The 26610-nt window shown below is 67.0% G+C and carries 25 protein-coding genes; 10 read left to right on the top strand and 15 right to left on the bottom strand.

All coding sequences use genetic code 11. The features are described 5' to 3' along the window. The 4 genes from LXN01_RS10440 to LXN01_RS10425 all read right to left on the bottom strand — a co-directional run. Positions 1–685 (bottom strand): resuscitation-promoting factor (locus LXN01_RS10440; RefSeq protein ID WP_236864829.1); only part of this gene is annotated, 685 nt, incomplete at its 3' end. 225 nt (positions 686–910) lie between these two features. After that, complete coding sequence (locus LXN01_RS10435) at positions 911–1855, bottom strand: TatD family hydrolase (protein WP_236864821.1); 945 nt, start codon at positions 1853–1855, stop codon at positions 911–913. Positions 1856–1860: 5 nt separating this feature from the next. Next, positions 1861–3387 (bottom strand): methionine--tRNA ligase, encoded by a 1527-nt coding sequence (metG, locus tag LXN01_RS10430; protein ID WP_236864819.1) that lies wholly within the window; start codon positions 3385–3387, stop codon positions 1861–1863. A gap of 179 nt (positions 3388–3566) precedes the next feature. After that, positions 3567–3866 (bottom strand): DUF4193 domain-containing protein, encoded by a 300-nt coding sequence (locus LXN01_RS10425; RefSeq protein ID WP_236864817.1) that lies wholly within the window; start codon positions 3864–3866, stop codon positions 3567–3569. A 312-nt stretch (positions 3867–4178) separates the two neighbouring features. Here LXN01_RS10425 and poxB point away from each other — a divergent pair, with 312 nt between their 5' ends. After that, positions 4179–5894 (top strand): ubiquinone-dependent pyruvate dehydrogenase, encoded by a 1716-nt coding sequence (poxB, locus tag LXN01_RS10420; protein WP_236864815.1) that lies wholly within the window; start codon positions 4179–4181, stop codon positions 5892–5894. Positions 5895–6035: 141 nt separating this feature from the next. Here the strand turns inward: poxB and LXN01_RS10415 are convergent, their stop codons facing one another. Beyond that, positions 6036–7460 carry an MFS transporter gene (locus LXN01_RS10415; protein ID WP_236864813.1) on the bottom strand — a complete coding sequence of 475 codons (1425 nt, stop codon included), beginning with the start codon at positions 7458–7460 and terminating at the stop codon, positions 6036–6038. Between the two features lie 148 nt (positions 7461–7608). Between LXN01_RS10415 and LXN01_RS10410 the strand changes: the two genes are divergently transcribed. After that, positions 7609–9003 carry an MFS transporter gene (locus LXN01_RS10410; protein WP_236864811.1) on the top strand — a complete coding sequence of 465 codons (1395 nt, stop codon included), beginning with the start codon at positions 7609–7611 and terminating at the stop codon, positions 9001–9003. Between the two features lie 118 nt (positions 9004–9121). On the opposite strand, the gene LXN01_RS10405 is transcribed toward LXN01_RS10410, so the two are convergent. From LXN01_RS10405 to LXN01_RS10390, 4 genes are all read right to left on the bottom strand, one after another. Continuing rightward, positions 9122–9745: a class I SAM-dependent methyltransferase gene (locus tag LXN01_RS10405; protein WP_236864809.1), complete on the bottom strand. Its 624-nt coding sequence runs from the start codon at positions 9743–9745 to the stop codon at positions 9122–9124. Positions 9746–9910: 165 nt separating this feature from the next. Then, positions 9911–11083: a PQQ-binding-like beta-propeller repeat protein gene (locus LXN01_RS10400; RefSeq protein WP_236864807.1), complete on the bottom strand. Its 1173-nt coding sequence runs from the start codon at positions 11081–11083 to the stop codon at positions 9911–9913. A 3-nt stretch (positions 11084–11086) separates the two neighbouring features. Beyond that, on the bottom strand, positions 11087–11995 hold the full coding sequence (locus tag LXN01_RS10395) for a cytochrome c biogenesis CcdA family protein (RefSeq protein ID WP_236864805.1): 909 nt from the start codon (positions 11993–11995) through the stop codon (positions 11087–11089). Between the two features lie 2 nt (positions 11996–11997). Further along, a complete protein-coding gene (locus LXN01_RS10390; RefSeq protein ID WP_236864803.1) occupies positions 11998–12777 on the bottom strand; it encodes a DsbA family protein in 780 nt (259 codons plus the stop codon). Between the two features lie 142 nt (positions 12778–12919). Here LXN01_RS10390 and LXN01_RS10385 point away from each other — a divergent pair, with 142 nt between their 5' ends. The 3 genes from LXN01_RS10385 to LXN01_RS10375 are packed head-to-tail and all read left to right on the top strand — an operon-like array spanning position 12920 to position 14891. Next, entirely contained in the window at positions 12920–13522 is a 603-nt protein-coding gene (locus LXN01_RS10385; protein WP_236864801.1) for a hypothetical protein, read from the top strand. Further along, the gene (locus tag LXN01_RS10380) at positions 13519–13911 is read left to right on the top strand and encodes a BlaI/MecI/CopY family transcriptional regulator (protein ID WP_236864799.1); all 393 of its coding nucleotides are present in this window, start codon (positions 13519–13521) and stop codon (positions 13909–13911) included. The genes LXN01_RS10385 and LXN01_RS10380 overlap by 4 nt, the downstream gene beginning before the upstream one ends. Beyond that, positions 13908–14891 (top strand): M56 family metallopeptidase, encoded by a 984-nt coding sequence (locus LXN01_RS10375; RefSeq protein ID WP_236864797.1) that lies wholly within the window; start codon positions 13908–13910, stop codon positions 14889–14891. The genes LXN01_RS10380 and LXN01_RS10375 overlap by 4 nt, the downstream gene beginning before the upstream one ends. Before the next feature lie 74 nt (positions 14892–14965). On the opposite strand, the gene rsmI is transcribed toward LXN01_RS10375, so the two are convergent. The 5 genes from rsmI to LXN01_RS10345 form a co-directional block, all read right to left on the bottom strand. After that, positions 14966–15805: a 16S rRNA (cytidine(1402)-2'-O)-methyltransferase gene (rsmI, locus tag LXN01_RS10370; RefSeq protein ID WP_236864795.1), complete on the bottom strand. Its 840-nt coding sequence runs from the start codon at positions 15803–15805 to the stop codon at positions 14966–14968. A gap of 59 nt (positions 15806–15864) precedes the next feature. Next, the gene (locus tag LXN01_RS16175; RefSeq protein WP_272902397.1) at positions 15865–16422 is read right to left on the bottom strand and encodes a DUF4190 domain-containing protein; all 558 of its coding nucleotides are present in this window, start codon (positions 16420–16422) and stop codon (positions 15865–15867) included. 162 nt (positions 16423–16584) lie between these two features. Next, a complete protein-coding gene (locus LXN01_RS10355; RefSeq protein ID WP_236864793.1) occupies positions 16585–16866 on the bottom strand; it encodes a cupin domain-containing protein in 282 nt (93 codons plus the stop codon). 23 nt (positions 16867–16889) lie between these two features. Then, positions 16890–17231, bottom strand: coding sequence for a ferredoxin (gene fdxA, locus LXN01_RS10350; RefSeq protein ID WP_236864792.1), 342 nt, complete (start codon positions 17229–17231; stop codon positions 16890–16892). A 112-nt stretch (positions 17232–17343) separates the two neighbouring features. Next, positions 17344–18657 carry a DUF2254 domain-containing protein gene (locus LXN01_RS10345; RefSeq protein ID WP_236864790.1) on the bottom strand — a complete coding sequence of 438 codons (1314 nt, stop codon included), beginning with the start codon at positions 18655–18657 and terminating at the stop codon, positions 17344–17346. 121 nt (positions 18658–18778) lie between these two features. On the opposite strand from LXN01_RS10345, the gene LXN01_RS10340 reads away from it, so the two are divergent. The 5 genes from LXN01_RS10340 to LXN01_RS10320 all read left to right on the top strand — a co-directional run bounded on the left by LXN01_RS10340 (position 18779) and on the right by LXN01_RS10320 (position 25044). Continuing rightward, positions 18779–20347: a dolichyl-phosphate-mannose--protein mannosyltransferase gene (locus LXN01_RS10340; protein ID WP_236864788.1), complete on the top strand. Its 1569-nt coding sequence runs from the start codon at positions 18779–18781 to the stop codon at positions 20345–20347. A gap of 192 nt (positions 20348–20539) precedes the next feature. Beyond that, complete coding sequence (locus LXN01_RS10335) at positions 20540–21703, top strand: cytidylyltransferase domain-containing protein (protein WP_236864779.1); 1164 nt, start codon at positions 20540–20542, stop codon at positions 21701–21703. Positions 21704–21744: 41 nt separating this feature from the next. Then, a complete protein-coding gene (locus LXN01_RS10330) occupies positions 21745–22629 on the top strand; it encodes an N-acetylneuraminate synthase family protein (RefSeq protein WP_236864777.1) in 885 nt (294 codons plus the stop codon). A gap of 100 nt (positions 22630–22729) precedes the next feature. Continuing rightward, entirely contained in the window at positions 22730–23725 is a 996-nt protein-coding gene (locus LXN01_RS10325; RefSeq protein ID WP_236864775.1) for a glycosyltransferase, read from the top strand. After that, positions 23722–25044, top strand: coding sequence for a polysialyltransferase family glycosyltransferase (locus tag LXN01_RS10320; RefSeq protein WP_236864773.1), 1323 nt, complete (start codon positions 23722–23724; stop codon positions 25042–25044). The genes LXN01_RS10325 and LXN01_RS10320 overlap by 4 nt, the downstream gene beginning before the upstream one ends. Before the next feature lie 45 nt (positions 25045–25089). Here the strand turns inward: LXN01_RS10320 and LXN01_RS10315 are convergent, their stop codons facing one another. Then, positions 25090–26604 carry a hypothetical protein gene (locus LXN01_RS10315; protein ID WP_236864770.1) on the bottom strand — a complete coding sequence of 505 codons (1515 nt, stop codon included), beginning with the start codon at positions 26602–26604 and terminating at the stop codon, positions 25090–25092. Positions 26605–26610: the final 6 nt, after the last annotated feature.

The raw sequence follows: 26610 nt of genomic DNA, 5'->3' as shown, positions 1-26610 counted from the left end.
GGTCGAGCGAAGCGGTCTCCTTGACCGTGACCTTCTTCTCGATCTTCTCCTCGACCGTCTTCGTCTCGTTCTTCACGCGCAGCACGTTGACGACCTGACCGTCGGACACGGGGGCGCTGACGGGCACCGACACGATGTCCTCACCGCCCACCTCGACACCGGCTTCGGCCAGCACGTCCGACACCGTTGCAGTCGCGGAGTCCACGACATGCTTCTTGCCGTCGGCCACCACGGTCACACCCTTGGGGGTGACGACGTCGAGCTCGGCGCCGTCCTCGGAAAGCGGCTCATCGAGAGGCAGCGACACCTCGGCGCCCTCGGCCTCGATGCCCAGATCCGCCAGCGCCTGACCCACGGTGTTCGCGGTCGTCCACTCGTCGAGGGCCACACCGTCCACGGTGAGGTTGAGGTCCTTGGCGGTGTTGACCACGATATTCATATCGCGCTCGATCGGAGCGCCGGCGCCCGGCTGGACCAGGTCGCGCTCGTCGATCTCGAGGCCCTGGGCCTCCAGCACGTCACCCACGGTGCCGCCGAATGTCCGCACCTGCTCGGCCTGACCGTCGACGGTCATGTTCACCGGCTTATTCATCGCGACAAAGGCACTGGTGCCGCCCACCAGGGCAGTGATCACCACTGCCTGGCCGGCAATCTGCACCTTGCGATTCCGCAGGAATGAGTTCATGGAAAAGAATCCAATCGGGTCGGTGTGGAGACTGCGCTATCCGAGCGCGAAGAGAAGAACGGGTTCAGCGTAACCGATTCGTTACCAAGACCGCAATCTTGTAACGAACCGTTGATGAAGGCGCTGGTGAACGCGTGGTTCTCCGTTACATTCGGCGCGGGCCAGGAATCCGGGCCGACCCAATAATCGAGCCGGCCTCACCCGACCGGCGTCGCCGGGTCGGCGTCACCGGGCCGGCGTCACCGACCGCTCCAGCGCCCACGACCCGAAGGCCTGCTCGGCGTTCGCGGTGATCTGCCTGCACAGCTCGGCCAGCGGCTCCCCGCGGATCTCAGCGAGCTTGCGCAGCGTCACCGCGGTCAGGTACGGCCCGCCCGGCTTGCCGCGGTGCGGGTGAGGAGTGAGGAACGGCGCATCGGTCTCGCTGAGCAGCAGGTGCGGCGGCACGATCGAGGCCGCATGCCGCAGCCCGGCGGCATTCTTGAATGTGATGTTGCCCGCAAACGACATGTAGTAGCCATGCTCGGCGCACTCCCGGGCCATGGCCACATCCCCGGAGAAGCAGTGGAACACAGTGACGTCCGGGGCGCCCTCCTCGCGCAGGATCCGCAGCACGTCCTCGTGGGCGTTCCGGTCGTGGATCTGCAGCGCCAGGCCCCGCCGCTTGGCGATCTCGATGTGCCAGCGGAACGACTCCTGCTGGGCTGCGATCCCCTCGCCCTCGGTGCGGAAGTAGTCCAGCCCGGTCTCCCCCACCACGCGCATCCGGTCGCCGGCGGTCAGCTGCTCGATCTCCGTGACGGACTCCTCGAGCAGCCCGGCCGACTTCAGCCGAGGTGCCTCGTTGGGGTGGATCGCCACCCCGCCGAGCATCCAATCGCGTCCGGCGGCGGCCTCCTCGGCCACCACCTTCGCGGTCCACCGGGCCGCCGACATCTCGCAGCCGATCTGCACGATCCGGGTCACCCCTGCCTGCTGAGCGGTGTCATGGAAGAAGGACAGCTCGGGGAACTCCTCGTCCGCCTCGGGCTCCACCTCCGGGGCCGGTTCACCGGACTTGATGGGTCCGCGGGCGCCGGTGCAGATGTCGAGGTGGGTGTGGGTGTCCACGCCGGGGCTGGGCAGCGGCTGGGGCACCTCGGGATAGGTGCCGGCGGCACGCGAGGCCATGTGGTTCAGTCCTCCTGGTACTTGGGGAACACGGGAACGGGTGCGGGGAGCTCGGTGCCGGGCACGAGCGAGGTCTCCAGCGCGGAGAGGTCGCGGGCGTCCGCGGGCACGGCGAGCAGGTCGAGGATCTTACCGGTCGAGGTGGGCATCACCGGCTGCACGAGCAGCGTGATCATCCGCACCACCTCGATGGTCACCCACAGCACGGTGGCCATGCGCGCCTCGTCGGTCTTCTTGAGCTTCCACGGCTCCTGCACGCTGAAGTACTTGTTCGCGGCGGCGAGCACCTTCCAGCATGCCTCGAGGTAGAGGTGGAGGCTCTGGGTGTCGATGTGGGATCGCGCCTGGGCGAGCACACCGCGGGCCTGCGCGAGCAGCGCCTCGTCCTCCTGCGTGAGCTCGCCGTGCTCGGGGACGGCTCCCCCGCAGTTCTTGGCGACCATGGACAGCGAGCGCTGGGCGAGGTTGCCGTACTCGTTGGCGAGGTCGGTGTTCTTGCGGGTGATGATGCCGTCGTGGGAGTAGGAGCCGTCCTGGCCGTAGGAGATCTCCCGGAGCAGGAAGAACCGGACGGTGTCCAGGCCGTAGGCGTCGACGAGGTCGTAGGGGTCGACGACGTTGCCCACCGACTTGGACATCTTCTCGCCCTTGTTGAACAGGAAGCCGTGGACGTGGACCCGGCGGGGCAGCTCGATTCCGGCGCTCATGAGGAAGGCCGGCCAGTACACGCAGTGGAAGCGGGCGATGTCCTTGCCGATGATGTGGACGTCGGCCGGCCACCACTTGCGGAACGACTCCCCGTCGTCCTCGGGGAAGCCGGCGCCGGTCAGGTAGTTGGTCAGGGCGTCGACCCACACGTACATCACGTGCTTGTCGTTGCCGGGCACGGGAATGCCCCAGTCGAAGGTCGTCCGGGAGATCGACAGGTCCTTCAGCCCGGAGGCGACGAAGGAGGCGACCTCGTTGCGGCGGGAATCGGGGCCGATGAACTCCGGGTGCTCCCGGTAGTGCTCGAGCAGCCGGTCCTGGTACTTCGACAGCCGGAAGAAGTACGACTCCTCCTCGGTCCAGGTCACCTCGGCGCCGGAGGACTTCGCCACCCGGACGCCGTCGACCAGCTCGGTCTCGTCCTCGGTGAAGTACGCTTCGTCGCGCACCGAGTACCAGCCCGTATAGCTGTCGAGGTAGATGTCGCCGCTCGCCTCCATCCGGCGCCACAGCTCCTGCGAGGAGCGGTGGTGGTCCTCGTCGGTGGTGCGGATGAAGCGGTCGTAGGAGATCCCGAGCATGTCGTCGAGCGCCCGAAACTTCGCGGAGTTGGTGTCGGCGAGCTGGTGGGCGGTGACGCCGAGGCGCTCGGCCGTCTGCTGCATCTTCAGCCCGTGCTCATCGGTGCCGGTCATGAAGAACACGTCCTGGCCGTCCAGGCGCTTGAAGCGCGCGATGACGTCGGAGGCGATGTACTCATATGCGTGCCCGATGTGCGGGGTGCCATTGGGGTACGCGATGGCAGTGGTGATGAAGAAGCTCATGAGCACCAAGTCTACGCATCGGTCGGGTGTGACCTGCCGCACGGTTCCCCGGCGTCAGTGCCTGGCCGGGCGGCGCTCCCGGGCCTGGCTGGGCCGCGTCCAGGGGCTTGTCGAGGCGGTGTCCCAGGCCCGGCCGGCGCGGCACTCCCGGACCTGCCGAGGCGTCCCTCGTTCGCAGTTCAGGCGGAGCAGTCCGTGCAGAGGAGGAAGCCACCCTCGTCGCTCGCCAGCTGGGAGCGGTGCCGCACCAGGAAGCACTGCATGCAGGTGAATTCGTCGTCGAGCTCGGGCAGCACTCGAACGGTCAGCTGCTCATCGGACAGATCGGCGCCGGGAAGCTCGATTCCCTCGGCAGCGATGGCTTCGTCCTCATCCACCAGACCGGCCTGCGGCTGGCGCTGCTGGACCTTGAGCTCGTCGACGGAGTCGCTGCTCGGGTCCTCGTCCTGCTTGCGAGGTGCGTCGTAGTCTGACGTCATCGCTGAATCACTCTCCCCGAACCCGCGACGGTGCCGACAATCGGGAGCACTCGGTGCGAACACTCGAACCGGGCGCGTTCCCGATCAGTGGAATTTTCCTGCAGTCTGCGGTGCCCGCTGTGTTTTGGCAAGTCCGATTGCAGTCTCACGCCGCCGTCGACCAGCCTCCAGCGCCGCCATCGATCAGTTCCAGCCCCTCGGATCGCCCCTGGCCCGGGCGCGGCTCGTCGGTAGACTCGAAGCGGACAGCACCACCGAACCTCTGCGGTCGGACAGCCTTCCCGATCGCTCATCGAGCGGAAGGGGATCTCCTTGCCCACGGTTGCACGCAACATCGTCGACACACTCGCCGCCAGCGGCGTCAAACGCGTCTACGGGTTACCCGGTGACTCTCTCAACGGCTTCACCGACGCCCTGCGGGAATGCGGTGCGCTCGACTGGGTGCAGGTCCGCCACGAGGAGGCCGCCGCCTTCGCTGCAAGCGCCGAGGCAGGGATCACCGGCGAGCTCGCTGTGTGCGCCGGCAGCTGCGGGCCCGGCAACCTGCACCTCATCAACGGCCTGTTCGACGCGCAGCGCTCCCGCGTGCCGGTGCTGGCCATCGCCGCCCACATCCCCAGCGACGAGATCGGCTCCGGCTACTTCCAGGAGACCCATCCGACCGAGCTCTTCCGCGAGTGCAGCGTCTACGTCGAGCACGTCGCCGACCCCGCGCAGATGCCCCGGCTGCTGCGGATCGCGATGCGCGAGGCCCTCGAGAAGCGCGGCGTTGCCGTGCTCGTCCTCCCCGGCGACATCGGGCTGACCGACATCCGCGCCGAACCCGAGGTGATCCGCAGCCAGCCGTCGCGGGTCATCCCCGCCCAATCCCAGCTCGACGCCGCCGCCGAGGCGCTTAACGCCGCCAGGAAGGTCACCATCCTGGCCGGCGCCGGCACCCGGGGCGCGCACGCCCAGCTGCTGGCGATCGCCGAGCGGCTGCAGGCGCCCACCGTCCACGCGATGCGCGGCAAGGAGTTCGTCGAATACGACAACCCGTTCGATGTCGGGATGACCGGACTGCTCGGGTTCTCCTCCGGCTATCACGCGCTGAAGAGCTGCGACACCCTGCTCATGCTGGGCACGGACCTGCCATATCAGCAGTTCTATCCGGAGGACGCTACGGTGATCCAGGTCGATGTGCGCGGCGAGCAGGTGGGCCGCCGCACCCGGGTCGACATCGGGCTGGTCGGCACCGTCAAGGACACGATCGAGGCGCTGCTGCCCCGCCTGTCCCCGCACGCGGACGATTCCCACCTGACGTCGCTGCTCAAGCACTATCGGAGGACCCGCAAGGACCTCGACGAGCTGGCCACGCCTTCCCCGCGGACCATCCATCCGCAGTACCTGACCCGGCTCATCGATGAGGGGGCTGCCGAGGACGCCGTCTTCATTCCCGATGTCGGCTCTCCGGTGACCTGGGCCGCCCGGTACCTGACGATGAACGGCAGGCGGCGCCTCCTCGGCTCCTTCACCCACGGCTCGATGGCCAACGCCCTCGCCCAGAGCATCGGCGTGCAGGCCAACCAGCCGGACCGGCAGGTGGTCGCGCTGGCCGGCGACGGCGGGCTGACGATGCTGCTCGGCGAGCTGATCACGCTGACGCAGAACCAGCTGCCGGTGAAGACCGTCGTCTACAACAACTCCTCCTACAACTTCGTCGAACTCGAGATGAAGGCCGCGGGGTTCGTCAACTTCGGCACCGAACTGGTCAACCCCGACTTCTCGAAGATCGCCGAGGCGATGGGCATCAAGGGCATCCGGGTGGAGAAGTCCGAGCAGCTGCCGGCGGCTGTGCAGGAGTTCTTCGCCCACGACGGCCCGGCGCTGCTCGACGTGGTCACCGAACGCCAGGAGCTCTCGATGCCGCCGACGATCACCGCGGCGCAGGCCTCGGGCTTCGCCCTGTACGCGATTCGCACGGTGCTCAGCGGCAGAGGCGACGAGCTCGTCGACCTGGCCCGCACCAATCTCCGGCAGCTGTTCTGAATCTGCAGAGATCTGAGGCGACAGAGATCTGAGGCGGCAGAGATCTGAGCCTGACAGCCGGCCCGTGCCGGCACCAGCTGTTCTGAGCGGGCGCCACCCGGCACTCGTCGGCATCCCCCGGCGCCCACCGGCACCGCCGCCCTACTCCCGGTGTCTGCGGTCCTGGACCAGGTCCACTACCGCCACCACCCCGGACAGCACGATGATGACGCCGATGGTGGTCAGCGCGGTGACCACGGCGGCCGTCCACCCGTAGACGGCCTGCACGGTGAAGAACAGCGCGGTGATCACGGCGATGCCGATCGCGGTCCCGATCCGCTGCCCGGTCTGCAGGATGCCGCCGGCGGCGCCCGCGTGCTGCATGGGCACCCTGCGCAGGGTGAGGGTCTGGTTGGGGCTGACCACGCCGCCCTGGCCCATCCCGACGAACGACAGGGTGAGCAGCAGCCACCAGATGCTGCTGCCGGTGGTCTCGTGCAGGACGATGACTCCGATGCTGGCGGCCAGTCCCAGCAGCAGCACGCCGATCCCCCACACCACGAGCTTCCGTCCCACCGCGACGACGTACCGTCCCGCGATCGCGGCGGAGATCGCGGAGCAGATCGCCGAGGGCAGGCCGACGAACCCGGCCTGCAGGGCGGTGTAGCCCAGGCCGGTCTGGAGGAAGATCGCGATCACGACCCACACGCTCGTCATGCCGGTGAAATAGAGCCCGATGAGCAGCGAGCCGTTGGCGAAGGATCGGATGCGAAACAGCGCCAGGTCGACCATCGGGAAGCCGCCGCGCCGCTTGTAGCGGGACTCCCAGCCGAGCCAGGCGAACAGCAGCACCGCGCCCAGGGGCAGGAGCGCCCAGATCCAGCCGCCGGCGTTCCCCTGCAGGAACGGCAGCATGATGACCAGGGTCGCCGAGGCGAGGAGCACGATTCCCACCGGGTCCAGGTCCGGCCGCTTCCGGTGGGAGCCGGATTCCAGCGCCTCGGGCAGGGCGTGCCAGGCCGATTCGGGCAGCCAGCGCAGAGCGGTGATGATGGCGATCGCCGCGATCGGCACGTTGATGAGGAACGATGCTCGCCACCCCCATTCGGGCCCGAACATGGCGATGAGCGCTCCGCCGAGCACCGGTCCGATCGCCACGGAGATGCCCACGACGGAGCCGAACAGTCCGAACGCCCGGCCTCGCTGCTCACCCTTGAAGTACTGCTGGATGAACCCGACGGTCTGCGGGTTGAGGAAGCCGGAGCCGAATCCCATGAAGACGCGGGCGATGTTGAGCACCACGACATCCGGCGCCAACCCGGCGACGAGGGAGGCGAGGCCGAACAGGCCCACACCGAGGACGAACAGCTTGGCACGGCCGAAGAGGTCGCCCGCCCGCCCGGCCGGCACCAGCATGACTCCGAAGGCCAGGGTGTAGCCGGCGAGCACCCACTGCAGTCCCGACGGTCCCGCCCCGATCGAGATCTCGATCGACGGCAGCACGACGTTGACGATCGACACACTGAGCAGCGACATGAAGAGCGGGACGAGTGCGATGACCAGGATCCGGCGCTGGTCCTGGCTCATATTCGGTTCACTCTGGCTGCTCACCACCTCATACCTACCCTGCCGGTTCCCCTGCCGCAAGCAGACAGTCGAAGGTGCGACTAGGCTCACGGAGAATGCGCGCGTCGAGGCCACATCCTCCCGCGCCAGACCGTCCGAGGAAGGCAGCATGACCGATCCAGCGACTCCGCGCCCGGGGCCGGCGAACCCGCGCCCCGGGTCAACGGATCCGCGCCCCGGGCCAGCGAACTCGCGCACGGGGCCGGCGACTCCGGTCCGGCCGGGTCGGCGCCCCGGGCTCCGGACCGTGCCGGTGCTGCTGGCCTTCGCCGCCGTCCTCGTGGCGGCGGTCAACCTCCGGGCCGGCATCGCATCCCTGGGTCCGGTGCTCGGCGATGTCGTCGAGGCGTTCGGGGCCGGTGGCTGGCTGGCCGGGGTGGTCACCGCCATCCCCGGGCTCTTCTTCGCGCTCATGGGCCTGGCCGCGGTCCCGATCGCGTCGCGGCTCGGGCTCGGCGGAGCGCTCACCGCCGGCATGGTGCTCACGTTCATCGGCCTGGCGCTGCGGCCGTGGGTGGGCGGGATCTGGATCTTCATCGTCCTGACCGCCTGCGTGGTGGCAGGCATCGCGCTGGCCAATGTGCTGCTGCCGGCCTGGATCAAGAATCACGGCGGCCGCCACATCGTCGCCCTGATGACCATCTACACCTCGGTGCTGGGGCTGTCGGGGGCGATCGGCCCGCTGAGCGCCCTGCTCTTCGACGGTGCCGACGGGTGGCGCTGGGCACTGGCCGTGTGGGCCGCCTTCGCCGCCGTCCAGATCCTCGTCTGGATCTTCGTCGTCGCCCGCACCGGCTACGACTTCCCCGCCGCAGCCACGACTGCCGACCGGCAGGGTGACACTTCGGCGGGCACGGCCGCCGCCCGGCGGGGTGACACCTCGGCGGACACGGCTGCCGCCCGGCGGGGCGCGTCATTGTGGCGAGCCCCGACCGCGGTGTTCCTCATGCTGTTCTTCGGGCTGCAGTCGATGAACGCCTACGTCCAGATGGGCTGGCTGCCCCAGATCTACCTCGACAGCGGCGCCTCCGCGACCGTGGGGTCCGTCGCCCTGTCCATGGTCGGCGCGCTCAACATCGTCGGCGGCCTGGCGATGCCGTCGATCATCCACCGGGCACGGCATCTGGGGATCTTCCCGGTGATGTTCTCGCTGCTGACCGCCGGCGGGTATCTGGGGCTGTGCTTCGCCGCCGACACCTGGCCGCTGCTGTGGGCCTTCCTGCTCGGCCTGGGCGGCTTCTGCTTCCCGACGGCGCTCGCCCTGATCCCGGCCCGCACCCGCACCCCGCTGGTCACCGCCCGACTCTCCGGGTTCGTCCAGCCGCTGGGCTATTTCATCGCCGCCGTGGGTCCGCTGCTCGTCGGCATGATCTACGATGCGACGGGCAGCTGGTCCGCCATCCTCCTCGGCCTGGTCGTCGCGACCGCGGCCATGGCCGCCACCGGCTTCCGCGCCAGCCGCCGCAGCTACATCGACGACGAGCTGGACGCCGCCGCCCGCTAGCGCCGCTGCCCGCTAGCGCTGCAGGCATGGCGGCAAAGTCAGCCCGACAGCGCCGCAATCACGCTGACGACGCTGCCGGCTCCGGGGATCACCCCGCAGTCGACTCGGAGCTCGGAGCTCAGCGCAGCGGCTGCTCGACGACCGCGATGATGTCGAGGAACTCGGGCGAGAGTGCGTCCTCGTCCAGGCGCAGCACCCGCCCGCCCTCGGCTTCCAAGGGTTCGAGCTGCCGACGATAGTCGACAAGGCTGTCGCGCCGAACCTCCGGCGGCGGCCCGTGCGGGCTGTCCGGGGCGTGTCCGATCCAGACCAGCCGCCCGCCCGGTGCCAGCAGGCGCGCGCTGCGGGTCAGCACCTCCAGATCGGTGTGCAGATAGGCCGCCACGATCAGATCGAATCCGGGACTATCGGCGGGCTGCCACGACGACACGTCTGCGACTACCGGCGTGATGCGATCGACGATGCCTCGCCGGGCGGCCTCCCGCCGCAGCAGGTCGTGGGCCGAGGCGGCGAAATCGATCGCAGTCACGCTCATCCCCAGCTCGGCCAGCGCCAGCGCGTGCCGTCCGGAACCGGATCCCAGGTCGGCAGCACGTACGCGGCTGACGGGAATCCCCGCATCCCGAGCGCGCGCAGCGACCGATTCGGCCTGCTCGAGGACGATCGGGTGCGGCTCGGTTCCATCCGGGTGGTGGCCGTCCTCATCGCGATAGCGCGACTCCCACATCTCCTGGCTGCTCATGTCGCTCATTGTGGACCAGCGCCTCGGCCCTCCGCCACCGGTCGCTCGTCGCGTGCGGCAGTGCGGCAGCACTCACTGCTCCGGTCAGACACTGCACCCAGGCATCGCACCGAGCCATCGCACCCGAGCATCCCACCCCTCAGCCGTCGCGAGGAATCCCGCACCTCAGACCGCTGCGATGAGGTAGCGCGACTCGTCCGCGAAGACGGCCCCGCCGGTGTCGGTGATGATCTCCGGCACGAGCAGCCGCCCGGACCCCTGCGGGTCGTACGCGCGCGCCACGTCTCCGGTGAAGACGTTGTGGACCCGCAGCGTGTCGCCGATCCTCAGGTACACGAGGCCGGTGCCGATCGCCTCGATCGTCGCTTCCTCCCCCGTCGACTGCGCCCACTGCTCCTCGTTGTCCTCGCCCACAGCGCGCACGTCGGCCGGTCCGACGACCACCCGGGCACCTGCCGTCGGATCGCTCGCGGCTTCGACCACGTCGGTGGCGACCACCTCGCCGGATTCCGTGTCGATGAGCGTCGAGGCGCCCTCCCCACCGGTGACCAGCGCCAGCCCGGCGCCGGGCTCGCTCCCGGGAGCCGCCGAGGCGTCAGCCGGGTCCCAGCCCAGCTCTCCCGCGTCGACGCTCCAGACCCGCTGCCCGGTCTGCCCGTCCTCGCCGACGAGCGCGTCGTCCTCGGCCGTCACCACGAGACCCGCGTACTCACCGACGACCCGACCCTCCTCGTCGTCCTGAGCTGTGACCTCACCCGTGGTGGGGTCGAGCGCGGTCTGCGGTCCCGCCTCACCCATGTACCCCTCCGGCGCGGCCCCGAACACCAGCCCGGGCCCCTGCAGCGGACCCGGCACCTCGACCGGTCCCCAGACCTCCTCGCCGGTGTGCAGGTCGTAGGCGGTCGCGGTGGTGGCGGCGATCGCCTCCTCCGAGGTCGAGATGTCGGTCAGCACCGCCAGGTCCCGGCCCTCGTCACCCGCGACCAGGGCGAAGCCCGTGCAGAGGATGGGCCGCTCGGCGGACCAGAGGATCGAGCCGTCCGAGCCGACCGCGCTGAATTCCAGGGCTTCGCCCTCGTCGCGGGCGCCGACGAATACGCCGCCGCGCTCCTGCGGGGCGATGTCCCAGTCGGCCCCGACGAATCGCAGGTCAGCGAACGCGCCTGGCACGCGGTAGCCCTCCAGTTCGACCTCCGGCAGCTCCTCGTTGGTGACTGCAGGAGCTCGCTGCAGGTCGGCGTCCGGCTCCTGGCCGGGCGAGCAGCCGCCGAGCAGCAGCGCCGACAGCACGCCTGCGGCTGCCAGCTTCTGCACCGGGCCGATCTTCCGATGTGGCATGCGCTAGTTCTTCCTTCCGCCGTCGGGGCTCGTGGCCCCTTCGGTCATCTCGGTGGCGGGATTCGCGCCGCGTCCGGTCGACGCCGCGGTCCGGGGCCTGCGCGCCCGGGCCCAGATCAGCAGGACCAGTCCGGCCGCGAGCAGAATGGCGAGCACGTCCACGACGGGTCCGGCCAGCAGGCCGCTGCGCTGCTGCAGCCAGGCCTGGGTGCTGCTGGGCACGAGCTCGGGCACGCCGACCAACCCGTTGGTCGCCCAGAAGACCACTCCCACCCCGGCGATGAGCAGGCCGGTGACCACCGAGGTCGTGTGCAGGTCGCGGCCGAGGAACCGGAACGTCCGCCCTCGCATGAGAGCACGACCGCGGGTGCCCATCCTGCCCCAGAGCGTGGCCACCAGCAGCAGCGGGACGACCATTCCCGCACCGTAGATGCCGAGCAGGACGCCCGCGGTCAGCACACTGCCCTGCGCCGCCGCGAGAGTCAGCACCGCACCCAGGATCGGTCCGGTGCAGAACCCGGCCACACCGCTGACGGCTCCCAGCATCACGGTCTTCACCAGACCGGACCTGCTGCCGGCGCGCTGCTGGAGGCTCCGGGTGCCGGGCAGCATCCGGGTCGGATCGAAGCCGAACCCGAGTGCCTGCACGATCCCGAACACGATGAGCAGCACCGAAGAGGTGACGATGACCGCCTCCCGATGTGCCGTGAACAGCGCCCCCAGCGCTCCCGCACCCATCCCGAGCGGGACCAGGACGACGAGGAGGCCGCCGTAGAACACTGCGCCGTGCAGCCACAGCCTCGGCCCGGCTCCGACCGTCGAGGCGAAGAAGGCCGGCAGCAGCAATGCCCCGCACGGGCTCAGGAGGGCGAGGACTCCGCCGAGGAAGGCGGTGACGAGGCCGAGCTCCATGCTCAGCCCGCGCTCTCCGCCAGCGCGGTGTCGAACGCCTCGGTGAACACCTCGGAGGGCTGGGCGCCGACGATCGGGGCGCCACCCAGGACGAACGACGGCGTCGAGAACGCCCCGATATCCAAGCCCAGCTTCTCGTTCTTCGCAACCGCGTCATCCGTCGACGACGAGACCATGTCCGAGGCGAACTGCTCGGCGTCGAGGCCGACCTCCTCGGCGATGGCGACCAGGCCCTCCTCCGTGAGCTGACCTGCGTCCCGCGGCCGGCCGTCGGCGAACAGCGCCTCGTGGTACTCCAGGAACCCGTCCTGGAGCGCCGCCGCGTACGCCCCACGTGCCGCCTGGGTCGACGCCTCGCCGAAGACGTTGACGTCGCGCCATTCGATCCGCAGGTCCCCGGCCTCGACATGCTCCAGCATCAGCGGCAGGGTCTCATGGCTCCACTGCGCGCAGAAGGGGCACTGGTAGTCGGAGAACACGACGAGCACGACCGGGGCGTCCTCGGGACCCACGGCGAGCGGGTCGTCCGGGTCGCGGCGCTCCACGTCGCCGAGGTCCGCCTGCTCACCGGGGTCGACCACCTCGACGGGACCGGAGTCCTGCTCGCCGCCGGCCTCCGCGGCGCTCCCACCGGCTGCGGCGTTCTCTGCCTGCGGGGATCCGTCTTCCGAACCGCCTCCCGAACCGCGCTGCAGGGAGATGACGACCACCACGAGGGCGACCACCACCGCTGCCACTATCACCGGGAAGAGCCACGCCCTGCCGGTTCTCTCTCGCTTCACCTGATCCTCCTGTCGCCGGGCCGCTGCGGCCCGGTGAAACACCGTGGACGGACTTCCCGCGGCATCCGCCGCGGCAGGCCCCATCTACTATCTTGCATAGTCGACTATGACACATAGTAGACAGTGCGGCATACTGGGACTCATGAGCTCGTCAACGACAGTGCTGTCCTCCGTGACCACCACCGGCGGACATGCCGTGCGCGCGCTGCGCCTGTGGACCCCGCGCCAGATCGGGATCGCGATGGCGTCCGGTCTGGTGATCGCCGTTCTCATCGGCGTCGCCACCGTGCTGATCCCCAACTCCCTGTTCGCCCGCGACATCCCGACGGTCTGGTGGAACTATCCGGTATGGCTCCTGACCTCGCTGCTGTCCGGCATGCTGATCGCGACGTACGTGCGCCCAGCAGGCGGCCCCGGCATCGCAACCGCATCCCGGGCCGAAGCAACCGGCGCCGCCCCTGCCGAGGCAACCGCCGAGGCGCCCGCCGAGGCGCCTGCCGACTCAGCGGAAGGCCGGCGGGAGGGCCGCCTCGGCATGGTCGGCGCGGTGCTCGCCTGGTTCGCCGTCGGCTGCCCGGTCTGCAACAAGATCGCGCTGCTGGCCCTGGGCTACACGGGAGCGCTGACCTGGTTCGCGCCCCTGCAGCCGGCGCTGGCCGTCGCGGCGCTCGTCCTCACCGGCGGGGCGCTCGCGGTGCGGCTGCGCGGGCAGGTCTCCTGTCCGGTCAAGGTGCCAGCCGCATGAGCGCCGCGGAAGCGAACCGGCACACCGGCCCGGTCCGGCTGGGTGCGCTCGAGGCGCAGGTCATGGATGTGCTCTGGGACGACGGCGCATCCACCATCCGCGAGATCATCAACCGGCTCGGCGGCGCGCCGGCGTACACCACGATCGCCACCGTGCTGACGAACCTCACGCGCAAGGACCTCGTGGACTCGACCCGCGAGGGCCGGTCGGTGCGCTACTTCCCGCGCATCAGCCGCGAGCAGCACGCCGCGGTGCTCATGGAGCAGGCGCTGGAAGCCAGCCGCGACCGTGCGGCCTCCATCCTGCACTTCGTCGACGGCATGCCTACCGAGGACGTCGCGCTGCTCCGGGAGTACCTGCGGGAGCACGACAGCGGAGGTGACCGGTGACGTCCGTGATCTGGGTGTTGGTGCTGACCGTCGGACTGCTGGCCGCGGCGCTGTTCGGCCCGCTGCTGCTGCGCGGAGCCGCCCCGACGCTGGCCCGCGCACCGCGGCTGGCCGCGGTCATCCTCTTCGGCGGGATCCTGATGTGGATCATCGCCCTGCTCGCCGTCGGCCCGATCCTCGCCTGGTTCATCTCCGGGCCCAGCCTGCTTCCCGAAGGAGCTGCGGCAGTCTGCCGGAGATGCCTGGCATCGGCGAGCCCGTTCGGGGAAGTGGTCCTGGAGACGTCGCTGCCGGCGGTCTCCCTGCTGGTGATCCCGGCCACCGCAGGCATCGGGCTGGCCGCCGGCGCCATCGTCGAACTCCGGCGCCGCGCGCGGAGCACGCGGCTGGCGGCGGACCTGCTGCGTGCCGAAGGGGAATCCGCCACCGTCCACGGTCACCCCGTGCTGCTGATCCGCGATCCCCGACCACTGGCCTTCGCCCTGCCGTCCCGGGCCGGCGGCATCGTGCTGTCCGAGGCAGCCCTCGCCCAGCTGGAACGCGACGAGCTCGTCGCGGTGCTCGAGCACGAGGCAGCACACCTGCGACAGCGCCATCACCTCATCGTCGCCGCAGTCGCCTCCCTGACCCGCCACCTGAGGTGGATCCCGCTGATCGCCGCGGCGGCGGACGCGCTCCCGCACTACCTCGAGGTCGCCGCCGACGACGCCGCCCGCTCGTGCACGGGCACGCCGGCGCTCGCCGCGGCTCTGCTCAAGCTCGGCAGCCCCGCCCACCCCGAGTATCTGCCCGCACCCCAGGTGGTCGCGCTGAATGCTGCAGGACCCAGCCGGATCAAGCACCTCGTGAGCCCTCCGCCGGCACGCCGCGGTGCGCTCCACGCGATCGGCATCGCCACGGCCCTGGTGACCCTGACGGTCATCAACCTCGGTGTGCAGGTGCCCTATGTCTACGCCGCCGCCACCGGCTGCACGCTGTGACGCATCTGCACCCTGCGACGCCGCTGCCCACACCGAGTGCACGCTGTGACGCCGCTGCCAGCGCGCGTCCGCGCTCACTCCTTGGTCGCGAGGTACTCCTCGTAGACGTCCCGAGTGGACAGCCCGTGGCGCGCGGCGATCTCCGCGGCAGCCTTCTTGGCGCGCATCCCGCCGTCGACCAGCCGTCCCAGCTCGGCCATGTGGTCCGCCGCCGAGGTGGCCCGCCCCGAGTGCCCCGCGATGGCCAGGGTGAGCTCGCCCCGCAGCCCCGCGCGGGCCGCGTCGACGAGCTCGCCCGCCGTGCCGCGCAGCACCTCCTCGTAGGTCTTGGTGAGCTCACGTGAGATCGTCATCGGCCGGTCGGCACCGAAGGACTCGACGATCGCGGCCATCGTGTCGGCGATCCGGTGGGGACTCTCGAAGAAGACCATGGTCCGCGGCTCGTGGGCGAGTTCGCCGAGCATCCGCGCTCGCTCCCCCGCCTTGCGCGGCAGGAATCCCTCGAACGTGAACCGGTCCGTCGGCAGGCCCGACAGCGCGAGAGCCGTGAACACGGCCGACGGGCCCGGCGCCGAGGTGACCGGCAGGTTCCGGCCGGTCACCTCCCTGACGACGCGGTAACCGGGGTCGGAGACCGCCGGCATCCCGGCGTCCGTGAGGAGGACGACGCGCTGGCCGGCGGCGACCGCCTCGGCGATCTCAGCGGCCTTGGCCTGCTCGTTGTGGTCGAACAGGCTGATGATCCTGTTCGTGTGGGTCAGCCCGAGCCGGTCGGCCAGGCCGAGGAAGCGGCGCGTGTCCTCGGCGGCGATGAGGTCGGCGGCTTCGATCTCGCTGCGCATCCGCGGGGAGGCATCGTGGATGTTGCCGATCGGGGTGCCGACCAGCACCAGGCAGCCGGAGTCAGCCGTCATTGAGCGGGAGTCGATTCTTCAGGGAGAGGTGGTCGCGGGTTCGGCCTCGGGCCAGGCGATCAGTAGCCGGCGGTGCCGGCGAAGATGCCGAGCGCCAGGAACCCGAGGATGAAGAGGATGTAGACGATCCAGAACAGCGCCCACACCACGAGCGATCCGTAGCCGAGGATGAGTCCCCAGGTGGCCAGCCCGCTGCCGCTCTCGCCCGTGCGCTTGATCTGGTTCCTGCCGATGTGCCCCATGATGATGCCGGCGATCGAGAACAGTCCGCCCGACATGAAGCCCACGATCGACATGATCAGCGAGATCAGCGCCATCGTGTTGGTGGGCGGGGCCTGGACATAGCCGACCGGAGCACCGTAGCCGTAGCTGACCGGTGCGGCATAGCCGGCAGGTCCGCTGCCGTAGCCACCCGGAACGCTGTAGCCGCCCGGGGCGCTGCTGTAGACGGAGGCCGCCTCCTGACCACCCGGATAGCCGGGGGCAGGGTCGTAGGCGCCTGCAGGGTCGTAGGCACCGGCCGGCGTGTAGCGGTCCGCAGGCTGATCGTAGGGATTTGAGAGATCGCCGGGCTGATCGCCGTAGCTGTTCTGCTGGCCGTATCCGGGGTAGGACATGGGTGTCACGCCTTCTGCTGGGTGTGTCGTCTGAGACCACCGTAGAACCTGGACACCGGACCGGCAATCCGGTACCGCGCTTTGTCACGAACTTGGCACATGAGCCGGAGACGCTCACCACCGGTGACGGGGTCAGGGCGATGCGACCGGGCTCAGCTCCTATCAGACGTCGAAGTTGAAGCGGATGTCCGTCGGCATGATGTGGATGGCGGTGAAGTCTGGAGTGCCGACGATCTGGTGGACCTCGTCAGCAGGGACGATGAACGTATCGCCGGCGCGCAGCTCGTGGGCTGCATCCGGGAACGTGATGGTGCAGGTGCCCTCAAGTATGACCAGGGCCGACTCAAGCGATGCCGTGTGCTTCGGAAACGCTGTCCCGTCGGTGCCCTCCATTCGCTTGGTTGCGAGGACGGCGCCTTCTCGGAGGGGAACGGCCTTCTTCATTGTGTGCTCCTCGGCGTCTCGGTTCAGCCCTGGGGTGGGTGGGAAGCCACCAGCTCTGTATCGACGCCGAGTGGGCTCAGATGGGCGGCACCACCCGGTGACCCCAGCGGCGCCTGCCGTCCAGGAAGGGTGTCGAAGAAGAACAGTGCATTGTCCCGAAGGTACGGAACGTGCTCTTCCGGCAGGTCGTCCTCGTAGTAGATGGCTTCCACCGGGCATACGGGTTCACAGGCGCCGCAGTCGATGCATTCGTCGGGATGGATGTACAGCATCCGCCGGCCTTCATAGATGCAGTCCACCGGGCACTCGTCGACGCAGGCCCGATCGACGACGTCGATGCAGGGCTCGGCGATCACGTACGTCATTGATGCTGCCTGCCAATCTCAGCGTTTCCGACGCCTCCAGTCTTCATGAGACGCATCGCGAAAACAAGGTCAGCCGGACCCGGTCGGCACCGGACCGGCAGATGACCGACGATCACCCTTCGTCGGTCATCTGCCGCTCGTGGTCGTCGACCGCGGTTCGTCGGGCCGCGACGTGCTGCTCGATGCGATGCTGATCGTGCGGAGGCGGGTCCGAGGCGCGGAGCTGCTCCAGCAGCACCTCCACATGCCTGCGCGCCCGCGCCGTGATCTCCGGGTGGATGCTGGCGATCTCGATGCGCGCGGCCAGGTCGGTCAGGGCCTGGAGTACGGGCACGTGGTTGATGGCGTATGGACGGATATGGTCGAACGGCATGTCCACGATCTCCTCCAGCCCCACCGTCCCGTAGCGCACCCGAGGCACGCCCCCCTCCACGATGGTGTTGCCGGGTCTCGGCCGGGAGACTGCCGTTGCGATGCCCTCGGCGACTTCTTCGACGGCGTTGATCGCGGTGTACGGGTCGTTGGTACTCGGCGAGAGTGCGCGCACGGCCAGCTCCACGAGCTGCTGCTCGGCGAAGCGCACGTCCTGGTCGGCAGAGCGAGAGTCTGCAATCCTCACGCACTGCCGCAGCCGGTCTGTCAGCACCTGAGCTCGGCCGGCCGGCCAGACATGGGCCAGCACCGTCGAAGCCAGGACATGGTCGCCGACTCGTGGGGCCAGTTCCACGACCACGTCCTGCTCATCGGTCAGGGCACTGAGTCGCTGGAATTCCACGCTCACCACGTACCCCACCGCATCGGCGGTGACCTCACCACCACCGGAGCGCGGCTCCGTCGTCGGCACCGGTTCACGCGGATGCCAGCGTTCGATGACGGCGCCGAAGCGGCGCTGTGCCCCGCGCACGAGCGTGTCGACCTGCACGGAGGAGGCGATGTGATGGATGAAGTACACGACCACCGCCACATCGGCCACCGCCAGCACCAGGGCGAAGTTCACCGCCAGGTGCGGCAGGAACACGGCCGCGGGATCCTCCGCCGAGCGGATGGTGCGCAGCACCAGCAGGGTGTAGACGAAGGTGGAGACCAGCACGCCCAGCACCAGCTGGTTGCCGCGATCGGCCATGAAGTTGCGCACCAGCCGCGGCCCGTAGGTCGAGCTGGTGGTGGCGATCACCGAGATCGTGATCGAGAACGCGGTGGCGGCCACCCCCAGCATCGAAGCTCCGATGGAGGAGAGCATCGAGCGGGATCCGTCGATGCCCACCGTGTAGATCCACGAGATCCAGGGTGAGGAGAGATCGTCGGGGAGCACCCGGTCCACGGCCACCATCACTTGGGCCAGCACCGCGGCGGCAACCACGCATAGCGCCGGCAGCATCCAGAATCTGTTGAGCCCGTCGCGTCCCGGCCAGGAAAGCTTCCTCATGGACTCACCCTATGGGCCGGTTCCGGGCTCCTCCAGGCTCCCGGCTCAGCGAATCTCCCGCCTCCGGGGTCCGGACTCGGTGGATCAACCACCTGCGCACCTTCCGCATATCCTGGAGCGTGTGAGCTTTTCGACCCTCGAGACCCGACTGCTGACGCCCCGGGCGGCGCACCCCCTGCTGGCCTGGGTGATCCCGGCGGTGCTCGCGGTGATCGGCGGGGCACTGAGGTTCTACCGGCTGGGCTTCCCGCCGAATCTCGTCTTCGATGAGACCTACTACGTCAAGGACGCCTACTCGCTCACCCGGTTCGGCCACGAGCGCGACTGGCCCGAGGACCCCAACCGCGCGTTCGAGGCGGGCAATCCCGAGATCATCCTCGACTCCCCCTCCTACGTCGTGCACCCGCCGCTGGGCAAATGGCTGCTGGGCTCGGGCATCGAGATCTTCGGCGCCGACTCGACCTTCGGCTGGCGGTTCGGCGCGGCGGCCATCGGCGCCCTGTCGATCTTCCTCATCGCCCGCATCGCCACCCGGCTGTTCTCCTCGGTGTGGCTGGGCGCGATCGCCGGACTCCTGCTCACGGTGGACGGCGAGCACTTCGTGCACTCCCGCACCGGCCTGCTCGACATCTTCCTGATGTTCTTCATCCTGCTGGCCTTCGGGTTCCTTCTCCTCGACCGCGAATGGGCCAGGCGCAGGCTGGCCGACCGGATGGCCGGCGGCATCACCGCGCAGATGAGGGGCTGGCTCATGCCCGCCGCGTTCGGGCCCTCGCTGGGCCTGCGGCCGTGGCGGATCGCCGCCGGCATCAGCCTGGGCTGCGCGACGGGCGTCAAGTGGTCCGGCCTCTACGCCCTGGCAGTGTTCGGGCTGCTCACCGTGCTGTGGGACGTCAACGCCCGGCGCCGGGCAGGGATCCGCCGGCCGTGGCTGGCCGCGCTGGGCAAGGACGCCGTCCCCGCCTTCGTGTCCATGGTGCCCGTCGCGCTGGTGGTCTACGTGATCTGCTGGTTGGGCTGGATCCTCACTCCGGGCGGCTGGGACCGGCAGTGGGCCGCGGAGAACTCGGGCTGGTGGGACTTCCTGCCGGACTGGCTGGTGGGTCTGGCCCACTACCACTACACCGCCTACAGCTTCCACGTCGGCCTCGACTCCGAGCACCCCTACATGTCGAACCCGTGGGGCTGGATCGTGCAGTGGCGGCCCACCTCCTTCTACTACGAGTCCTACGCCGCCGGCGAGGCGGGCTGTGCTGTGGAGAAGTGCTCGTCGGCCATCACCTCGGTGGGCAATCCGGTGATCTGGGGGCTGGCCCCGGTGGTCCTCGTCATCCTGGTCGGCGCCTGGGCGCTGCGCCGGGACTGGCGCGCCGGCGCGATCGTCGCCGGCCTGCTGGCGACGTGGGTGCCGTGGTTCTTCTACCAGGAGCGGACGATCTTCACCTTCTACACCATCGTCATGGTGCCGTTCGTGGTGCTGGGGCTGGCGTACTGCCTCGGGCTCCTGTGGGGCCGGACGCGCGGCGACCGGTCCTGGCCGGGCACCGAGATGCTCGCCCGACGGCTCACCGTGGGCCTCGTCGTGGCGCTTGCGGTGGCTGCCTTCGCCTGGTTCTGGCCCGTCTACACGGGCGAAGTCATCCCCTACGAGCACTGGCACCGCCGTATGTGGAACCCCACCTGGGTGTAGATCTCTGTGCATGGCTCCCCTCCGCCGGAGTGAACTTGCCCACACCTGGTGGGGACACAGAGTCACCTCCGGGAAGCGCGCGAACGCTAAGGCGGCGGCCGTCGGAGTTCACCGTCAATTCACCACACGGTGTCCTGCGTTCGGGTGTCCGACCGGAATCGCTCAGCCGGTCGGGGTAGCATCGGAAGCCTTGTGACTGATCAATTTCTTCAGAAGTCCCCGCGGACGGTGGCCATCATCCCGGCGCGCGGAGGATCCAAAGCCATCCCGCTCAAGAATCTCCAGAAGGTCGCGGGCAAGACGCTTCTGGCCCGAGCGGTCGAAGCGGCGCAGGCGACCACCGGCGTCGACCTCGTCGTCGTCTCCACCGACCACGACGGCATCGCCCAGGAAGCGGAGCGCTCCGGCGCGACTGTGGTGTGGCGTCCCGACGAGCTCGCCGGGGACCAGGCCAAGAGCGAGGACGCGCTGCTCTACACCCTCGAGCAGCTGCCGGAGACCTACGACGTCACGGCGTTCATCCAGTGCACCTCGCCGTTCATCGACCCGCAGACCATCGACAACGCGATCGACAGGGTCGCCGCCGGCGAGGCGGACGTCGTCTTCTCCGCCGTGGAGGACCACAGCTTCCTGTGGACTCTCGACGACGCCGAGCAGGCCGTGGCCGTCGGCCACGACGCCGCCTACCGGCCCCGGCGCCAGGACCGCAAGATCCACTACAACGAGACCGGCGCGTTCTACGTGATGCGGACTGCCGGACTGGTCGAGAGCCGGCACCGGTTCTTCGGCCGGATCGAGATCGAGGAGGTGCCCGCCGAGCACGCCCGCGAGATCGACACCATGGCCGACCTCACCCTGATCCGCGCGATCGCCGCGACGGGTGAGCATCAGACCCCGATCGACGTCGACGCCCTCGTCACGGACTTCGACGGCGTGCACACCGATGACTCCACCTTCGTCGACCAGAACGGTGTGGAGCAGGTGCGCGTGCACCGCGGCGACGGCCTGGGGATCGGCCGCCTGGTCCAGGCGGACTTCCCCTTCCTCATCCTGTCCAAGGAGCGCAACCCCGTGGTCACCCGCAGGGCGGAGAAGCTCAAGGTCGAGGTCGCCCAGGGCATCGACAACAAGGCGGAAGTGCTCATGGAGTGGATCAGCGCCAAGGGCCTGAACCCGGACCGAGTCGCCTATGTCGGCAATGACATCAACGACATCGAGGCGTTCTCCGTGGTCGGATGGCCGATCGCAGTGGCCGACGCTGAACCCTCAGTGATCTCTGCGGCACGACTGGTATTGTCCCGTCGCGGTGGTCATGGTGCTGTGCGCGAGGTCTGCGACCTCATCCAGGCCAAGTGAAACGTTCGTTGACCCGTACCCAAAACCAGAAAGAAGGTCGCATGACTGTGAACGAGATCAAGCCGGTGGCCATCGGCGACATCCTCGTCGGACCCGGCCAGCCGGTCTACGTGATCGGCGAGATCGGCATCAACCACAACGGTGATGTCGCGATCGCCAAGCAGCTCATGGACGTGGCTGCCGAGGCGGGGGCACAGGCGGTCAAGTTCCAGAAGCGGAACCCCGACGTCGCGGTGCCCGAGGACCAGAAGTCCAAGCCGCGTGACACCCCCTGGGGTGAGATGACCTACCTGGAGTACAAGTTCCGGGTTGAGTTCGAAGACGACGAGTACAACGAGATCGACGCCTACGCCAAGGAGAAGGGCCTGCAGTGGTTCGCCTCGCCGTGGGACATCGACTCCGTGAACTTCCTCGATCGGTTCGACGCGGTCACCTACAAGATCGCCTCCGCCTCGATCACTGACATCCCGTTGCTCGAAGCCGTCAAGGCCACCGGCAAGCCGGTCATCGTGTCGACCGGGATGTCCACTCTCGAGCAGATCGACAAGGCCGTGCAGACCCTCGGCAGCGAGAACCTCGTCATGATGCACGCCACCTCGACGTACCCGCTGCCGCCGGAGGAGGTCAACCTGCTGGCCATCCCGGCGCTGCGCGAGCGGTACAACATCCCGGTGGGCTACTCGGGACATGAGATCGGCACCGCCATCTCCGTGGCCGCAGTGGCGCTGGGAGCCGTCACCGTCGAGCGCCACATCACGCTGGACAACACCATGTGGGGCTCGGATCAGAAGGCTTCCATGGAGCCTGACGAGTTCAAGAAGCTCGTCGCCGACATCCGCACCGTGGAGATCGCCCTGGGCGACGGCAAGAAGCGCGTCATGCCCGGCGAGGAGTCGAAGATCGAGTCCCTGCGAGTCGTGAAGTAAGCAGTGCGCCGCTAAAGCAGTTTTGGCTGGGTTACGAGTATTCTGCTCGTAACCCACCCAAATTGTTGGTACCCCTCGCCTAACCACTAAGGACTGCTTCTTGTCGAATCAGCCTCTACTGAGCGTCGTAATCCCGGCTAAAGACGTCGAACCCTATATCGCTGAAACCCTTAATTGCCTTCTGTATCAACAGATTCCTCCAAAGGACTTAGAAGTCGTGGTCGTCAACGATGGGTCGACCGATTCAACGGCGGAGATCGCAGAGCGTTTCGCATACCGGTTTCCAAACTTCCGACTTCTTCACAATCCGTCTCCCACTGGATTGCCTGCAGCGCGGAACAAGGGCATGAAGAATTGCACTGGACGCTACATCACTTTTATCGACAGCGATGACTGGTTCGCGAACGGACATCTACGAGTGCTGGTGGATGCAATCCAATCCCTAGACGTTGATTTCGTCCGAACCGATGTCATTCGTGCCGCGGGGAAGCGCCGGCAACTCATGGTCGCGCCATGTGCCCTACGCGATAGGAAGCTCAATCCCCTCGACTTCGTCGTGGACGGCTGGAATCACACGATGGTGGATTTCCCCAACGCCTTCGCTGGCATCTATAAGCGCGAATTACTAGAGTCGGGCGTCCTACTGTTCGACGAATCGCTTTGGAGCGCTGAGGATCGCGAATGGAACTGGCGGATATTTCTGGGAACTGAGTCGTTCGCCGTAGTCGATTCACCTGGTCCCATCTACCGCAGGGGAGTCGAGACTTCGATCACTGCGGTTTACAATTCGAAACAGCTGTTCTATATCGACAGCTGTGCGAAATCGATTCGCCTGACACGGTCTGAGCCTCGGTTCCACCGCTTTACTGCGAAGGCAGGCCATAACCTCTTCGCCCTTACAGATACCCACTTGCAACGTAGACACGAGATGAGTCGTGACATTTACCAGACTCTGGTCGATCGAGTTGTGGAGAGTTCGGAATTGATCCCTGACGATAATCTTCGCGAAATATTCGGTTCTTTCAAGCCAGCACGGGCAGAAATTCTGAAGCCGATTACAACGAAGATCAACCGCCGCAGAGGATTCAACAAATGAAGCAAGTATTCGTCGTGTCGTCCCACCTCCAGCTGATGAACCTCTGCGCCGCGATTGACGAGGGGCTAATTGTCGAAGCCGACGAACGAATTCTGGTGGCCTCTGACAACCGAGTAATTAATGAAGTCGGGCCCTCTTTTGCGGAATCCGACATGGTGCGGCCGTTGCTGCTCAACTTCGACCGCATGATCTCCCTTAACGAGTGGATTTGGCCGTATCACCCGAATCAGTGGGGTCCTTCGAATTATGACCAACCTGTAATCAGCCACCTAGTTGAGGTTGCGTGGGGGCTAGAGGGTCACCACCTTCAGCTTTTCGTTGAGTCCCTTCAGGGTCATCCTGCAATTGCTCTGGCCAAGATACTTCACCGGGCCGATATCTTCGTCCACTCAGATGGTCTGATGTCGTACGGCCCTACGCGCTCGGTCATTGCACCAATGATCTCTCAGCGGATCATGGGCTTGCTGTACATGGATCTCGTCCCTGGTGTCGATCCAGTGCTTCTTTCCGAGAAGGACGTTCCACTCTTGAAAGTCAGTCCAGCGGCACTACGCAAGCAGGTCGAGATCTCGGCCGAAGCCCTTGACGATCGCACTTTCGCACCTGATCCAGACTCGGTGATGATTATCGGACAGTATCTGTCCGACGTGGAGCTTTTCACGATGGAGGAAGAGATTGCGCTGTACCAACGCATGCTCGAAGAAGCGATCAAGCTGGATCCCAGCAAGATCTTTTTCAAGCCACACCCGGCAGCGTCGGCGTCAGTGAATAGCATCCTCGCCCATCAAGCGCAGCTCAGCGGAACGGAGTTCGAACTCATCGAGGCCAAGCTCCCGGTGGAGATCTGTGCATCGATTATTCGCCCTGCCCACGTCATCAGTTGCTTCTCCACGGGGATGGTCACCACGTGGCGTCTTTTCGACGCAACTGCCTCAGCTTTCGGCACCGAGCTAGCCCTACAGAAATTCGCCCCGTACGAGAACAGCAACCGTATTCCGGTGACAATCTGCGACTATCTCTTCGGGCAGGATGCCGACGCGGGTACATCTTCCGATGATCTCGCTCAACTCGTCAAGACCGTCTCCTACTGCATGCAGGCCAAGGTTTACCCGCACCTGCGCAAGGACGCCGTTGCGTATCTTTCCGATAGGGGGCCGGCGGTTAGTCGCTACTTCAAGCGGCGACGGTTGACCAAACTCCGTCTGCCCGGACAGCTTCCTGCGCCGAGCCTTAGACAAAAAGCGATGCGCACCGGACTCCGATACGCGCGAAGCATCAAGGGTCGAGTTTCGACGCGCAAGTTGAGCCGAGGCCAATGAGATTATTGGTCGCGCTTCGCAACCGGCCGACGTCGAGCGCCTGACTTAGGGATCGGTTCGGCTGTTCTTCACGGGCGTGCGTCGTCGTGCGCTGGTTCGCTCAGCCACGAGCGTTATCAGCCCGATTACCACTGAAAGCGCGGACCAGTAGATGTACCGATAATCCGATGCTGGAGCCGTCGGAAAGAAACTAACCAAATACAGTAGTCCAGCAATGAAGATCGCTGTCGCGGTGATTGAGGGCCTGGAGCCGCGTACCGAGGCAACTACTCCGGCCACGCCCAGAGCCAACCAAAACCAGCCGTGGAATAGCCAAGGCAGTTGTTTCAATCCCAGGTCGACGACATAGGACCGCAGCGCATCGTTCAGCTTTGGGGCATACTGTGACACTCCGAGATCTTCTTTTTCTTCGGTCGAAGCAAACTGCAGGTTCGAGGTAAATAAGAACTTAGCTGTGGTCATCGCACGGTAGTCGAGGTAGCGCGGAAAGTTTCTGGGAACCTGTTCGATCCACAGAGACTTCACCGCATCGGGGTGAGCAATCTCGGTAAAGGCTTCCCCTGATGCTCCGCGCCCGTAACACTTCCAATAGGCATCCCAGAACGCTCCGACATCTTCACACTCCTGCCGCGCATCTGCGATCTTGCTCTTCAAAGCCGGAGGTGCCGTCTCACTCGATTCGATAGCGGATTGCGGCACCGCGAAAATCAGATCATCGAGCATAATCTGAGTGACCTGACTATTGCTGGTCGCGCCGGTGGCGACGTTGATGCTCTTTCCAATAACGAGAACCACGCCCCCGAAGACTGCTATCGCGACGGCGAACACTGCTACCGCCTTCTTCACCGAGAACGAACTGCGGTTCACCAGCAAGACTGTCGTCACCAGGAAGAGTAGCGGTACAACTCCAACTGCAGCGTTCTTGCGCACCAGGGTCGCGTACAGCAGGGCGAGAATCGCCATGCCTAAAAACACCCACTGAAATCTGCCGCGCAGACGAAACACGAGGATACAGACCACTGCCAAGTACATGGCAAGGGCCATGTGGGTGTCCTTCCATACCGCACCCACAATGTTCGCTGAATTGGGCAGGACGAGAATCAGGAACCCAAGGAGCGACAAGCATCGATTCCGAGTAGTCTTCAGAATGTAATAGCAGGTCAGAACGGACGCTAGCCAAGCGAATCCGACCTGAAGAGCCGCCATCGAACCTATTTCTCCAGTAGCGGCGATCAGCCATTTCCAGACCAGACTCATGACGACGGGGTGCCAGTCGTTGAACGGTTCTCGCCCGAGAGCCTGATCGAGTTGGAAGAAGGTGTCGGTGGTCATTGCCCCAGGTGCGATCGCCCGGAAGAGGAATGCTGCAAAAAGACCAGCGAGGACTACCAAGGCAGCGAACCACCGCTTTTCGCGGGCATCGAGTGCAGGTGCAGGCGTGGTTTCGGCGCTCCGCCACAAAGGCGCAAATCGCGATGACATGCGCGGGGAAGCAGCACCGGCAGACGAAGCACTGAGTTCGGGCAAGTCTCGCTCGCTTGCGCGGTCTTGCTCCGTCATGGGTAA

This window comes from Brevibacterium daeguense, from assembly GCF_021729135.1.
GTDB lineage: Bacteria > Actinomycetota > Actinomycetes > Actinomycetales > Brevibacteriaceae > Brevibacterium > Brevibacterium daeguense.
This window is presented reverse-complemented; position numbering and strand designations above follow the sequence as displayed.

Excerpts from the sequence above, each read along its gene's own strand:
- LXN01_RS10330 (WP_236864777.1), top strand. The coding sequence starts at position 21,745 with ATGACTGTGAACGAGATCAAGCCGGTGGCCATCGGCGACATCCTCGTC.
- LXN01_RS10320 (WP_236864773.1), top strand. The coding sequence starts at position 23,722 with ATGAAGCAAGTATTCGTCGTGTCGTCCCACCTCCAGCTGATGAACCTC.
- LXN01_RS10345 (WP_236864790.1), bottom strand. The coding sequence starts at position 18,657 with ATGAGGAAGCTTTCCTGGCCGGGACGCGACGGGCTCAACAGATTCTGG.
- LXN01_RS10435 (WP_236864821.1), bottom strand. The coding sequence starts at position 1,855 with ATGGCCTCGCGTGCCGCCGGCACCTATCCCGAGGTGCCCCAGCCGCTG.
- LXN01_RS10405 (WP_236864809.1), bottom strand. The coding sequence starts at position 9,745 with ATGAGCAGCCAGGAGATGTGGGAGTCGCGCTATCGCGATGAGGACGGC.
- LXN01_RS10380 (WP_236864799.1), top strand. The coding sequence starts at position 13,519 with ATGAGCGCCGCGGAAGCGAACCGGCACACCGGCCCGGTCCGGCTGGGT.
- fdxA (WP_236864792.1), bottom strand. The coding sequence starts at position 17,231 with ATGACGTACGTGATCGCCGAGCCCTGCATCGACGTCGTCGATCGGGCC.
- LXN01_RS10395 (WP_236864805.1), bottom strand. The coding sequence starts at position 11,995 with ATGGAGCTCGGCCTCGTCACCGCCTTCCTCGGCGGAGTCCTCGCCCTC.
- LXN01_RS10400 (WP_236864807.1), bottom strand. The coding sequence starts at position 11,083 with ATGCCACATCGGAAGATCGGCCCGGTGCAGAAGCTGGCAGCCGCAGGC.
- LXN01_RS10410 (WP_236864811.1), top strand. The coding sequence starts at position 7,609 with ATGACCGATCCAGCGACTCCGCGCCCGGGGCCGGCGAACCCGCGCCCC.
- LXN01_RS10425 (WP_236864817.1), bottom strand. The coding sequence starts at position 3,866 with ATGACGTCAGACTACGACGCACCTCGCAAGCAGGACGAGGACCCGAGC.
- rsmI (WP_236864795.1), bottom strand. The coding sequence starts at position 15,805 with ATGACGGCTGACTCCGGCTGCCTGGTGCTGGTCGGCACCCCGATCGGC.
- LXN01_RS10385 (WP_236864801.1), top strand. The coding sequence starts at position 12,920 with ATGAGCTCGTCAACGACAGTGCTGTCCTCCGTGACCACCACCGGCGGA.
- metG (WP_236864819.1), bottom strand. The coding sequence starts at position 3,387 with ATGAGCTTCTTCATCACCACTGCCATCGCGTACCCCAATGGCACCCCG.
- LXN01_RS10415 (WP_236864813.1), bottom strand. The coding sequence starts at position 7,460 with ATGAGCCAGGACCAGCGCCGGATCCTGGTCATCGCACTCGTCCCGCTC.
- LXN01_RS10355 (WP_236864793.1), bottom strand. The coding sequence starts at position 16,866 with ATGAAGAAGGCCGTTCCCCTCCGAGAAGGCGCCGTCCTCGCAACCAAG.
- LXN01_RS16175 (WP_272902397.1), bottom strand. The coding sequence starts at position 16,422 with ATGTCCTACCCCGGATACGGCCAGCAGAACAGCTACGGCGATCAGCCC.
- LXN01_RS10315 (WP_236864770.1), bottom strand. The coding sequence starts at position 26,604 with ATGACGGAGCAAGACCGCGCAAGCGAGCGAGACTTGCCCGAACTCAGT.